Annotated in this window: 10 protein-coding genes; 3 read left to right on the forward strand and 7 right to left on the reverse strand. The window is 42.7% G+C overall.

Annotation, left to right across the window (positions count from 1 at the left end; translation table 11 throughout):
* Positions 1-5: 5 nt before the first annotated feature.
* The 4 genes from CXF69_RS08970 to CXF69_RS08985 all read right to left on the reverse strand — a co-directional run bounded on the left by CXF69_RS08970 (position 6) and on the right by CXF69_RS08985 (position 4,616).
* The gene (locus CXF69_RS08970) at positions 6-662 is read right to left on the reverse strand and encodes a DUF2059 domain-containing protein (protein ID WP_101205870.1); all 657 of its coding nucleotides are present in this window, start codon (positions 660-662) and stop codon (positions 6-8) included.
* A 100-nt stretch (positions 663-762) separates the two neighbouring features.
* Positions 763-1,656 (reverse strand): methylisocitrate lyase, encoded by an 894-nt coding sequence (gene prpB / locus CXF69_RS08975; RefSeq protein ID WP_101205871.1) that lies wholly within the window; start codon positions 1,654-1,656, stop codon positions 763-765.
* Between the two features lie 360 nt (positions 1,657-2,016).
* Complete coding sequence (locus CXF69_RS08980; RefSeq protein ID WP_101205872.1) at positions 2,017-3,303, reverse strand: NRAMP family divalent metal transporter; 1,287 nt, start codon at positions 3,301-3,303, stop codon at positions 2,017-2,019.
* 284 nt (positions 3,304-3,587) lie between these two features.
* The gene (locus CXF69_RS08985; protein ID WP_101205873.1) at positions 3,588-4,616 is read right to left on the reverse strand and encodes a LysR family transcriptional regulator; all 1,029 of its coding nucleotides are present in this window, start codon (positions 4,614-4,616) and stop codon (positions 3,588-3,590) included.
* A gap of 234 nt (positions 4,617-4,850) precedes the next feature.
* On the opposite strand from CXF69_RS08985, the gene CXF69_RS14355 reads away from it, so the two are divergent.
* The 3 genes from CXF69_RS14355 (at position 4,851) to CXF69_RS08995 (ending at position 6,657) form a co-directional block, all read left to right on the forward strand.
* Positions 4,851-5,246 (forward strand): hypothetical protein, encoded by a 396-nt coding sequence (locus CXF69_RS14355; protein ID WP_157822740.1) that lies wholly within the window; start codon positions 4,851-4,853, stop codon positions 5,244-5,246.
* Positions 5,218-6,042 (forward strand): hypothetical protein, encoded by an 825-nt coding sequence (locus CXF69_RS08990; RefSeq protein WP_134292206.1) that lies wholly within the window; start codon positions 5,218-5,220, stop codon positions 6,040-6,042. The genes CXF69_RS14355 and CXF69_RS08990 overlap by 29 nt, the downstream gene beginning before the upstream one ends.
* 162 nt (positions 6,043-6,204) lie before the next feature.
* Positions 6,205-6,657, forward strand: coding sequence for a hypothetical protein (locus CXF69_RS08995; protein ID WP_101205875.1), 453 nt, complete (start codon positions 6,205-6,207; stop codon positions 6,655-6,657).
* Positions 6,658-6,774: 117 nt separating this feature from the next.
* Here CXF69_RS08995 and CXF69_RS09000 read toward each other — a convergent pair whose 3' ends face one another.
* The 3 genes from CXF69_RS09000 to CXF69_RS09010 all read right to left on the reverse strand — a co-directional run bounded on the left by CXF69_RS09000 (position 6,775) and on the right by CXF69_RS09010 (position 12,597).
* Positions 6,775-7,941 carry a TauD/TfdA family dioxygenase gene (locus CXF69_RS09000; RefSeq protein WP_101205876.1) on the reverse strand — a complete coding sequence of 389 codons (1,167 nt, stop codon included), beginning with the start codon at positions 7,939-7,941 and terminating at the stop codon, positions 6,775-6,777.
* 257 nt (positions 7,942-8,198) lie between these two features.
* Positions 8,199-10,979: a phosphoenolpyruvate carboxylase gene (gene ppc / locus CXF69_RS09005; protein ID WP_102078408.1), complete on the reverse strand. Its 2,781-nt coding sequence runs from the start codon at positions 10,977-10,979 to the stop codon at positions 8,199-8,201.
* Between the two features lie 160 nt (positions 10,980-11,139).
* Positions 11,140-12,597 carry an alanine/glycine:cation symporter family protein gene (locus CXF69_RS09010; protein ID WP_102078409.1) on the reverse strand — a complete coding sequence of 486 codons (1,458 nt, stop codon included), beginning with the start codon at positions 12,595-12,597 and terminating at the stop codon, positions 11,140-11,142.
* Positions 12,598-12,641: the final 44 nt, after the last annotated feature.

The following is a 12,641-nucleotide window of genomic DNA, read 5'->3' on the forward strand; positions in this document are numbered from 1 at the left end:
TAGCGTTACGCAGGCTGTTCAGGCTGTGGACCGTCTAAATCGACGTTACAACGCTCAAATTCAGCTTCAATAGGGACATTTAAGACTTCCATCGCGCTGCCTTCGCCTTCTGCATTGTTGATCTTCATATACTTGGCACCCAGTGGTGACTCCATAAATGTCTGAATTTCAGTCATTTCTTCTGGGGTAGGGTCAGCCATTGGCGTTGCCACCTCTTCGCCATTCATGACACGTAATTGCTCATTGCCAAAAGCAAGTAATTTTTTACCCACGTCCGACGTATAAAAGTCATCTAATTCTTTTAACTCTGCATCGGTAAACTGACTCTTATAAAAACGATCGGCTTCCGCTTTACCCAAGTCTTTGTCGCGTGACTCAAGGCAGCTGACTTGCTCTTCACTGAGCGCGCCGCTATTGATGATTGGTGCAAACAATAGGCTATTGACGGTATCTAGCGTAATCGTCGTCATGATCAAGTCATTTTGAGCATCAGTCTCTGAAGGTGCAGCTTCGCTTTCGCTAACAACAGTCTCGCTCGTATCACTGGTAGTATCGTCGACGTTTTCTGGTGTTTTATCACAGCCCGTCATGAATAGCAGCGCCGCTAGCGTGCTACTAAGTAGTGAGGATTTGACAACCGTATGAGCAGTAAAAAATGGCATAAATAACCTAAAGGTAAATGAAAACGGATGTTGAAACGATAAAGTCCACAGAGGTGGTTTATCGTTTCGGCGTTGCTAATTGGCAATTATTAGTTATTAACTACTTATTATCAGCAAATAGCTTGTCTAGTGTCTGCTCAAACTCATGATAGTTCAAGAAATCATAGAGCTCCATACGAGTCTGCATGGTATCAACGACTTTGTCTTGCGTGCCATCATCTAACAAATGCTGATAAACGTTCAATGCGGCTTTATTCATAGCGCGGAAAGCGGATAGTGGATATAGCACCATATCGACACCCACACTATACAACTGGTCAGTGGTATATAGATCTGTCTGACCAAACTCTGTCATGTTCGCCAGTACTGGAATATCGAGTACATCAGTGAACTTACGATACATCTCGATATCGGTTAGCGCTTCTGCAAAGATCATGTCTGCGCCCGCTTCTTGGAATGCGACAGCACGTTCCACAGCAGCGTCCAAACCTTCTACTGATAGGGCATCTGTACGAGCCATCACTACAAAGTCAGGGTCAGTCTTTGCGTCCAACGCCGCTTTTAGACGATCAACCATCTCTGAGATACTAACGATTTCTTTGTTAGGGCGATGACCACAACGTTTTTGTGCCACTTGGTCTTCGATATGTACTGCCGCGACGCCTGCTTTTTCCATCTTTCTGATGGTTTGGGCGATGTTAAATGCGCCACCAAAGCCCGTATCGATATCGACAAGCAGCGGGGTATCGACTGCATCAGTAATACGGCGAGCATCTTCTAGTACGTTATCAAGGCTGGTCATACCTAGATCAGGCAAACCAAACGAGGCATTGGCCACGCCAGCACCAGAGAGATACAACGCTTGATGACCAACTTGGGTGGCCATCATCGCTGTATAGGCATTGATAGCGCCTGCAATCTGTAATGGCTGGTTATTATCATTTTTTTGAGTGAGAGCACTGCGAAAGCGTCCGCCTGCTGAAGATGAAGTCATCTGATTGTCCTTACATGGAGGGAAAATATTCTAATTGTTGTAGCTGATTATACTCAATTATTCATGCCTGAAAAGTTTGAGTTCTCAATAAATATTTAATTTAAATAATAATTGAATGTAGTTTTTTTAATAGTATTCATTATTCAAATAGCATTATGCAGTTATTGGTAATTTCTCACAATAAGTATTCATATTGCTTAAAATCACAGCTTTTAGAATCTTCTATTTTTTACATTTAGTTACAATTACTAAAGCTGCCTTGCTTTATTGATATAGTTACACCCATTAAAAAGCCCCAATAGCTAGGCTACTAGGGCTTATGTTTCGCTTAAATAAGATTGTTAAGCGATGAGTTTTAAATTAAGCAAATAGACCTGCCATATTGGCCAAGAACAATAACGCGAAACCTGCTAAGAATATCAAGCCTGCGATAGACAAAGCATTCATACCTGCTGACAGTGTCTTATGCTTTTTAACCAATGAGTAGTTTAACCAACCAAAAATAGGCGCAGAGACGAACGCCGATATCATAGCAAACTTAAGCATAGCGCCTAATTGTCCTGTGAAGAAAGTGATAATTACTAGACCACCACCGATGGCATAGGTCGTCCAAAAAGCGATCTGCTTTTTATTTATTTCGCTTTCACCTTTTAGCAAGCGCCAGCATTCAGCATTAGCGCGTCCATAGCCATCAGCACAGGTGATGGTCGTGCCGAACATACACATAAAGGCGACGAAAGCGACCAGTAGCCTCGACCATTCACCAATGGTTGCGGTATACATATTGATCAACTGGTTGATATAAGCACCGCCGACCAACTCAATCTCTTGTCCTGATCCATACTGGACAAACACACCTAACGATAAGAAGAACAACGCCAATATCGCTGAAACTGCATAGCCAACGTTAAAATCTAACAAACCTTGGCTATGCGTGGTGTGATCTTCTTTGACTTTGGCAGAGGTCCACATAGATGTAATTGCTGCAAACTCTAGCGGTGCTGGCATCCAGCCCATGAGTGCTACGATAAATCCCAACGTGGCTAAATTCCAAGGAGAGGCCGCCACAAAATCTACTGCCATAACGGTTGGCTTGCCAGCAGCAATGATAACTGCAGCAACAGTAGCCGTGGTAAGCGCAATCATAATCCACTTAGTCACACCATCGAGCAACTTATAATGCCCTGCAATCAAAAAGAACCAAGAGACTGCGACGATAATGAGAGATAACGCCATTGTCGACAGACCAAGTGAAGCTGGCAACATAAAGCCCAAAATCACGGCCGCAATAAGTGAGACCGCACCTGTACTAATAACCGCTGACAAGATAGAAAGAATGAAATATACCCAAAGATATACCTTTGAGCGTTTGGCATAGCCTGCAATCAAACTCTCGCCAGTATCGTAGACGTAGTCAGTTGCAAAGCGAAAAAACGGATACTTAAACACGTTGGCCAATACAATCATAATGGCCAATTGCCAGCCATAGATAGCACCCGCCTGTGTTGATGAAATCAAATGCGAACCACCAATGGCAGCAGTCGCCATCAAAATGCCTGGGCCAAAGATGCGCCAGCTAAAGCCCTCTTGTTGCGAGGCAACGCTATCGTCAGGGGCACTTGGGTTGTTGAGTTGTTGTGTGGACATGAATACCTCGAAATGGTTAAAACAGCAAATTATCACTTACCTGTGTCAGCTTGCCAATGATCAGAAAAGAACGTCCTATAAATCGCCTAAATATAAAACGATTTACATCGTATCGACTTTATCACACCAACACTGTCTAGGAGAATGATTATTCTAGTTATTATTACTATTTGTTTGCATTGCTATTCTTGTTAGTTAGCATACTTATAAAATAATATCAATATTTAAAATGAATTATTTTTGGCGGTTCTTTATAACACAATATTCAACGGATATCTGCCCATTTAGGCCTGTGACACAAAATTTTGCTGCCGATAAGTGATGCCGCGCTGTTCGTAGACGTGATAAATGGCTGTGAGCAAGTCAGGTATTTTTGGGTGTACAAAGTCTTTGAGGGTGTGTAAATAAATAGGGGAGGTAACATTTTCATGAACCAAACGTTGGTAGCTGATCTGTTCCGTACGTACGGTTTGCAAGCTGGCAGGCACCAATGTAATGCCTTCGCCTGCCGCGACCAAACCTAGTGCTACTTGTAAGTCACTTACCGTCGTCGTCATATACGGAGATATGCCGTACTGTGCAAATAAATGCAGCAAAGGTTCAGTGATTGGCTCATTAGATGCAAGTTGCTCGCCTGCATCTCTGACTGGTTGATCTAAATGAGTGTTGTCTGAATAACTACTAGCGTGTGGCGTGGACGTTACTGTGGTTGCTATCGGTAAGTGCGTTTGATGATATAAAATCAAGCGGTTGTTTGCCAGATCTATCAACCGCTGCTCCTCCACATAGGCAAGAGGATGTGACTTGGGTAGTGCAACCACATAGCGTTCATGACGCAGTAGTATTTGCTGAATCCAAGGATCTTGATGCGCAAATCGGCCAAAACCAATATCAATCTCACCAGACTTGAGGGCATCCATTTGTTGATATGAGCTAATGTCTTTTAAATTAACGTCGATATCAGGGCTGAACTGTTTAAGCGTGGCAATGATTTCAGGTAACAGGCCATATAGTACTGAGGGCACAAAACCTATATTTAAAACGCTGCTGGGTGCTGATAGACGCTGAGTCATACTGGTTACAGTATCAATCTCGGTCAGTATGGTGCTTATTTTATCGTAGAAAAAACTGCCCGCTTCAGTCAGATGTAGTGGCCTGTGGTAGCGATCAATAAGCACCACGCCCATGTCAGTCTCTAGCTGTTTTAGCAAGCGACTCAGGGTCGGCTGTGACAGTCCTGTTTTGGTGGCGGCAGCGCTAAAGCTGCACAAATCTGCAACCGCGATAAATGCATTAAGCTGTTTTAAATCCATACTATCGAGCCTGTCATAGTCTATGTTATCTCTACATAGATCAGTTCTTAAGGTTGGTTTATCATATTATTTAGAATAGTTCTTATCAATATTAGCGCTATCTCATAAATTGTGCTTGAAGATAATAGGTCGAGCAACTATATTGTTGGCTAATAACACTGTTACACTATAGTAAGAAAATTCATTCTAGCAATCATTTAACACCAGTAGAAAAAACTGGTTTGGTATTATTCTATGAGCGACGAAAAAGAAGACGCTGGCACCGATTTTGAAGAAAAATTGGCTAGAATTATTGACCAAAAGTCGCGTAAGCGTAATAACAATGATATCTATGAACGCTTTATTAATCGAGTCCATGGCTCCGAAGAGAACGATCAGGCTGAGTTTGAAACACTAGGGCGTGTCTTCAATTCACCCGATAGTCATCTAAATGGGCTAAAAATGGCTAAATCTTGCCAAACATCGTCAAATAGCTGGTTAATATCCCGATATTATCTGCGCTATTTTTCTTGTTTGACGGCAATTTATCTCATTTTTACCACCATTTTTGAAATGAAGACACGCCCTAGAAAGTGCAAAGAACCTTGCCGCTTTCGAACCCTTGAGCACAGAAGAGTTGCAACTGTTTGAAGATCAAAGCAGTGAGCAAGAATTATTGCTAGAAACAGAAGATGCTACAGCAGAAAACACCACCTCTGAAGCTTCAGATACAAATGTAGTATTTGAAAATATATCTGAAAATAATGTGCTGAATATCGCTAATGATAGCGACAGTATTAGTATTGATGTCAATGATGTCAGTTCAGATACAGAGGCCTCAGAATATATAGATCGCAACAATATAGATAGTAGTAATCAAACAAAGTCACCCTCTACGATTGACCATAGTGAATCTGTCATAACTGAGATATCAGATGATGATTCTTTAAACATCCCTTTAGAAATTGAGGATGTGTCTGAATCAGTTATCGAAGAGCCAGTCATAGACAATAAAGTGATCAAAAGCAAGAAACCAATCATGATGGCTGTGGTAATTGGTTCAATAGTATTGGTTGCTATTGCATTAATGCTTGTATTTTCAGGAGTCTTATCTATTTCTGCGGTTGATAGTATAGACAATAGCACTGATGGTAACGTAGAGATAGATAGTACACCGACTGTTAGTGCTGAGCCAGAACTGTCTACTGACAGTCAAACAACTACGGATGGCGTTGACCCTGTAAGTACGCAACCAGCCACTACTCAGCAAGATGCTTTGGACAACAATAGACAGGACCTGCCAGCTGCTAATGAGTCAGAGTCAACTTCTGAAGATCCTACACCAGAAAATGATGCCACTGTTATAGCTACTGAGGAAGCTGCTATAACTTATGAGGACTTTAGACAAGAGTCGCAGACTACCTTGTACCGCGAAACCAATGATTAAAGGGTTTACGTTTTATACCATTTCAGACGGTTAGATAACCGTCTATCAATTTATTCGAGACGTTCATACTAGAAATTGTTGCAATACAATATAAAATTCGTATCATTATGTAAAAGGCACGGTTATGTGCCATTGGTGATATGAATTAGACGGTACGTAACTATGAATGAATCAGAAAACGTGAATAATGATATCGAGCCAAAAAGTATCAGACCCCGTAGTCTTGTTCTTGCTATTATCAGTGTCATCTGTATTGTTCTAATATCTGCCTTCTATATGTCTAACCGTTTCTCTTCCACGCTATCTCAAGCGTCGACGACTAATAACGGTTTAACAGTCAGCAATATTACTAAAGAAGCTAATGCTAATCAGACTGTACAACAGCATTCGGATAGCCAAAATCAACCTAGCAGACCTATAGTTATTAACGGTCATGAAAATGACACCGCCATTAGCTATCATGACTTCAAGCAAGAAGCGCAAAATGTGCTATTTCGTGAGGAAGAAAAGATCATACAAGCTAAGTACAGTGCACATGGTATAACGCCTGCTGTCAGGGCTGAAGACTTTAGAATAGAAGCACATAAAACCTTATATCGTGAGTCCAGTTATTAGGGCTGCTATTAGCGCTTAATATTAAGCCCCATTTCTCCTCTCTAAACATAAGAGAAGAGGAATGGGGCTTTTTTTGTGGGCTTAATGCTCCATGCTTTAGCTAGCTTGCGGATAGCTTTAAGCCAGTTGCTTTTTGAGCGTTCGTAAACGGCTTTTAAATTCTGAGCGGTCAACATAACAGCCTTTGAGACGACGCTCACCGACGTTTTCATCAAATGCGTTACGCCCATGCAGGACTCGGCGGTTATCAAAAACCACCATTTGACCAGCCGCTAGTTTTAACTCAATCTTATAGCGACTGTCTTTTAATCGAGCCATCAGCTCTCGATAAGCAAGGTAGTAGTCGTACATAACGTCGCTTGGCAAATCAAAAACATCTGCAAGATGGGCGTTGTATTTGATTTCCACAATATTACCAAAGTTGTCTAAATTGATGATAGGGTGGTGCTCACGGATATCATGGGCGCTGTCATGAAAACGAAAGGGGATGGCATATTCGGCAAGCAAGCGAAAATACTCCGGCTGCTCTTCTCGTAACCCTTCTAACACCTTTAACCCATCTACGAAAGTAGATTCGCCGCCTATGCTTTCATTACTCAAAAAATGCAAAAATTGATAGCCTGGAGGCAGTTCCTGATTTGGCAAGTCGGTATGCAAAGGTAATGAGAGCGAGGTATAAGCCAAATTAATCGGCGACTTCTCTGATATGACATCAAAGGTCATACCGAAATTAGTTTGCCGTAGATAATCGACTCGCATAGCGGTCTGTACGCCAGCATCAGAGTCATCTGGCATATTATCAATGATAGTAAGCCCATATTTATCCAGCGCACTCATCCACTCATATAAAGCACTGTCACTGGCCATGATGCTCTGTTGGTCATACATCGGAATGTGGTCAATAAACGTGCCATCCCAACTTTCATAAGGACTGCTATGGTCCTTGGCCAATGCACTAGAATACCCAAACTCACGTAACCAACTCTGATCAAAGTGGCTGATATGCGCTTGTTCTGACCATTCAATCGTCAGCGTTGTGTCATTAAAAGAAACAGAAAGTGGATGGATATCTTTTGATATACTCAGCAAATCAAAGCTACGCTCGCCAGTGTGCGGATGAAAAGCCGATGGGCAGTTATCACGCAGCCAGATATAGTGGTAGGTGCTGTCAATACCATCATTCCAGCGTATTTTAATAGCGCGGTCAATGAGCGCAACGGATTCTATTTGATAGTCAGTTGCTACGGCGATGTCTAGAGATGGTGTTGATTGAGGCGTTTCCATTGGAGCAGACCCTATATATACATGAAGTAAAAATATATTTTACGGTATCTTGTTCGGATCGGTTATTCAAACAATGAATTACGAATCACTTAATAGGCAATATCAATAAACGCAGTACTAAACTGCGATTGATATCTGGCGAGATATTTTTTGAAGGGTTTTGAATAATATTAAGGCTTCGCGAACGAAGCCTTAATATTTGCGACAATTGGTATAAGCTTTTTATTTATCCGAAAGCTAATTATCGAAAAGCTACCTTAACCAGTATTTCGTAACCCTGCAGCTAGCGCATTGATACTACGGATTAATGGATCTTCTACATTAAGGTCGCCATGTGCCGAATCGTTTGGGGTGTCCTGTTGTCTGGCACGCTTTAACAGCTCAATCTGGATATAGTTAATAGGATCTAGATAAGCGTCTCGCCACTGCAGGGATGAAGCAAGATTCTGCTGATTGGACAATAAAGAGTCTTGCTCAAGCAGAGAGTTTAATCCTGAATTGGTCAGCGCGTATTCATCGGTGACCGATGTCATGATTTTTTCGCGTAACGGCTCATCATCACACAGTTGGCTATAAGCCTCAGCGATATTCATATTGGCTTTGGTAAAGGCCATCTCGATATTACTGATAAATACGCTAAAGAAAGGCCAATGCTGATTCATCTCTTTCATCAATGCTTCGTCTTTTTTGACACTATCTAGCGCACTACCGACGCCATACCAAGCAGGTAAGGTAAAGCGTGCCAGTGACCAGCCAAATACCCAAGGAATCGCTCGCAAGGTGGTCTTACTTGGCAGGCCTTTTTTGCGATGGGCAGGACGTGAGCCAATGTTTAACAGAGATATTTCTTGTACTGGGGTGACCTCGGAGTAGAATTTATAAAACCCTTCGGTATGATCGGTCAGCTCTCGATAACGTTGTTCACCTGCATCTGCTAAGCGTGCAAACAGCGCTTCATACTCTGGCAACTCAGTCGGTTGTACCACAAACCTTGTCGAGCAGGCTTTGAGTGTGCCTGTGATCGCCATGGTCAGCTCAAATACAGCGGTATCTGTATTGGCATACTTGGCATAGAGCACTTCACCTTGCTCAGTTACTTTAATCTGCCCATGCAGCGTGCCTGCTGGCTGTGCCGCAATGGCTTTGTGCGTTGATCCACCACCACGGCTTACAGAGCCGCCACGACCATGGAACAAGCGTGTTTTTATGCCATATTGCTCAGCAATGTTATTAATGGTTTGCTGTGCACTATAAAGCTGCCAAGCAGAGGTAATAATGCCGCCGTCTTTTGATGAGTCTGAATAACCTAGCATAATCTCTTGCGTGTTATCCGTGTTCCGTAGCAGTCCACGATATAGTGGATTATCTAACACGGCAGGCAAGATTTTATCGATATTTTTGAGATCTTCGATGGTCTCAAATAACGGTGCGACAGGTAGGTCAGCAGACAACTGACCTTCGTCATCAATCCTGCATAAGCCTGCAAACCGCATTAGCAGCAATACTTCTAGTAGCTGGCTAGCGTTATTGGTCATCGAGATCACATAGCTACCAAAAGTAGCCTGTCCCACCAGTTTGCGTAGAGTAGCGACCGAATTCATCAGTGACAATTGCTCACGCGTTTTGTCTGTCAGGTTGTCAGTATAAATGAGCGGCGTGCCAGGTTTTTCTAGCAAGCGTGTGAGCCACTCTTGACGTTCGGTTTCGCTTAACGTCTGATAATCAGGCAGGTTGGAGGCACTAGCAAAGATATCGGCAATCACTTCGCCATGGTATGACGACTCTTGACGGATATCGAGCGCCGCCAAATGAAAGCCGCAAGTTTTGACCAAACGAATGACATCTAGTAGTAATCCTTCTGCGTGTGCTGTATCGTGTGTATTGACACTTTGACGGATAATGCGTAGGTCTTCTAGTAATTCTTCTGGATTGGCATAGGCATCTTTTTCAGCTTCGATGTCCGTGCCTTTGCTTTGGATACGGCGATTGGTGGCTTTGACTTTAGTCAGAATGATAGAGAGCAGGCGACGATATGGCTCATTGCCATAGTCATCGAGGTTATAGTCAAACACACGTTGATCGAGCTCATCATAACTTTTGATTTTGGCATATACGTCAGGTGAAACGGTGACAATGGTGTCACTATGAATCAGCTGTCGGCGCAGTTTTTTGAGTAGCACTTGATAGTGACGCAGCACGGTATCAGCATGCATCAATACAGCAAGTTCTGTGGTCTCAAAAGTCACAAAAGGATTGCCATCTCTATCACCACCAATCCATGAACCAAAGCTCATAAATGCAGGCAGTGGATAGTCTGTGAGCTCTGGATAGATGTCGACAATGGCTTTTTTGATATTACGATACACTTTAGGAATGGCATTGAACAAACTGGCATTAAAGTAATGCAAGCCATTGTTAATCTCATCATATACCAACGGCTTACGGGTGCGCACTTCGTCAGACGACCATAATAGATCAATCGTTTGCGCCGTTTGTTCTTTTGCTTGCTCGTAGGCGAAGCTGTTTTCGGTCACGTTGTTTAAAGCATCACTATGTGTGAATAGACTTTGTAAGATATTCATCGTAGTACGGCGACGCGCTTCGGTAGGATGCGCCGTAAATACAGGTGTAAACTTTAGCTGATCAATCAGCTCTTGCATTTGAGCAGGCTCAATATTGCGCTCACGACACTCAAGTAAGGTACGACGAAATGATCCTTCCCAGCTTTGCTCGGACTGCATACGCTGCGCATGACGCTGCTCACGCAAGTAATTCTCTTCGCTTAGATTGGCTAGGAAAAAATAGATAGAAAAGCCGCGTATGACGTTTTTTAAGGTTTGATTGTCCAAAGAAGCAATAAAATCGATAAGCTGCTGTTTATGTGCCTCATTCGGCTCACGACGCTGCTGAATAAAGCCTTTACGCAGTGTCTCAATCGTATCTAGCGTGTGCTCACCAGATTGGCGAGAAATAGCATCGCCTAATAATGAACCCAACAAGCTGGTGCGTTTACGTAGTACGTTGTTATCTAGTGTCATCTTCAACCTTCCTATCAAATGAGTGGATACAATACTATGGTTATCTTATACGTAATATCCTTATGGTTTTTTGCAATTTAACATAAATAGGTGAGGCCTGCTTGATGTTGATAGCAACTTTTTTACTAGTAGATATTAGCAGACCTCTAATGCACTATTATTAAAGCGATTTTTTATGACCATGCTCATTGCTATATTCTATCCAAAAGTCCGCATTATCCACTCCAGCCTTTCTAGGGTCAAAGACAGGGTTTATACCTAATTTCATCTGCTCGTCGTAGTCTTTTAGAACTTTTAGAGCAACTTTACTTAGCAGTAAAATGGCAATGAAATTCAGGTAGCACATACTGCCAAACCCTATATCACCTAACGCCCACATCATACCGATTGACTGAACACTACCAGTGAAACAAACGATTAAAAATACCAGTTTGAGTACATGCTTGAGAATGGGGTAGCGCAGTTTATTGTCCAAATAGACCAACGTAGTTTCGGCGATATAGTAATAAGCAACCAAGCAGGTGAAGGCGAATAAAAAAATAGCAATCGCAACAAAACCACTTCCATACTGGTTAAAGACAGTAGAGACAGCCGCTTGGGTAAATGCCGTACCAGCTTCAATACCAGGCATATTATCAACTAGGGTTACACCTTCAGGGGTCACCACGTTATACATGCCAGTTGATAGAATCATCAACGCTGTTGCAGTACAGACAAGCACCGTATCGATGTAGATAGAGAAGCTTTGCACTAAGCCTTGTTTGGCAGGATGTGATACTTCGGCTGCCGCTGAGCTAAAGGTCGCCTCACCAGCACCCGCAACGTTTGAGAAAACAGCACGGCGTACGCCCCAAGAGATAGCGGTCCCAACCATACCACCAAACACTGCATCCATGCCAAAAGCGCTCTTAAAGATAAGTGCAAACATTGCAGGGATATTTTGAGCGTTAAATGCCAATACAATCACCATCATGAGGATATAACCAATTGCCATGACAGGTACGACTTTTCCTGCAAAATTAGCAATACGCTTCACACCACCAAATATAATGATACCTAAGAGTACGACAAGGATAACTCCTGTTACAACGGGCGGTATATTAAATGCTGTATTAAAAGAGTCCGCAATGGTATTGGCCTGAACACCAGGCACTAACATGCCGTAAGATAGACAGGTCACGATAGCGACGATGATAGCAAAAGGTTTTAGCTTTAATCCTCTTTCAATATAGAACGGGGAGCCGCCACGATATTGATCACCGACCTTATGTTTGTATACCTGCGCTAAGGTAGACTCAATAAAAGCGCTAGCACCACCTAACACACCCATGAAAATCATCCAAAATACTGCCCCAGGGCCACCTGCTGCAATGGCTGTTGCAACCCCAGCGATATTACCCACACCAATACGTCCTGATAGCGCCATACAGAAAGCTTGGAAGGAGCTAATCCCAGCTGATGAGCTTTGTTTGTCGAACAACAGACTAATCATTTCTTTGAAATAACGGATTTGTACGGCGCGAGTCATAATCGTAAAATATATGCCGACGCCTAACGCAAGATAGACCAGGGCGTCACTCCAAATATACCCGACGATAGTATTGATGATATTTTCCATAACTTTACTTCCTTGTAATGTTTTTGGTTATGCTGACTTGGGCG

It is taken from the genome of Psychrobacter sp. Choline-02u-9, assembly GCF_002836505.1.
Taxonomy (GTDB): domain Bacteria; phylum Pseudomonadota; class Gammaproteobacteria; order Pseudomonadales; family Moraxellaceae; genus Psychrobacter.

Bases quoted from the DNA above. Each gene is read 5' to 3' on its own strand.
- ppc (WP_102078408.1), bottom strand. From the start codon at position 10,979: ATGACACTAGATAACAACGTACTACGTAAACGCACCAGCTTGTTGGGT.
- CXF69_RS08995 (WP_101205875.1), top strand. From the start codon at position 6,205: ATGAATGAATCAGAAAACGTGAATAATGATATCGAGCCAAAAAGTATC.
- CXF69_RS08985 (WP_101205873.1), bottom strand. From the start codon at position 4,616: ATGGATTTAAAACAGCTTAATGCATTTATCGCGGTTGCAGATTTGTGC.
- CXF69_RS14355 (WP_157822740.1), top strand. From the start codon at position 4,851: ATGAGCGACGAAAAAGAAGACGCTGGCACCGATTTTGAAGAAAAATTG.
- CXF69_RS09000 (WP_101205876.1), bottom strand. From the start codon at position 7,941: ATGGAAACGCCTCAATCAACACCATCTCTAGACATCGCCGTAGCAACT.
- CXF69_RS08970 (WP_101205870.1), bottom strand. From the start codon at position 662: ATGCCATTTTTTACTGCTCATACGGTTGTCAAATCCTCACTACTTAGT.
- CXF69_RS09010 (WP_102078409.1), bottom strand. From the start codon at position 12,597: ATGGAAAATATCATCAATACTATCGTCGGGTATATTTGGAGTGACGCC.
- prpB (WP_101205871.1), bottom strand. From the start codon at position 1,656: ATGACTTCATCTTCAGCAGGCGGACGCTTTCGCAGTGCTCTCACTCAA.
- CXF69_RS08980 (WP_101205872.1), bottom strand. From the start codon at position 3,303: ATGTCCACACAACAACTCAACAACCCAAGTGCCCCTGACGATAGCGTT.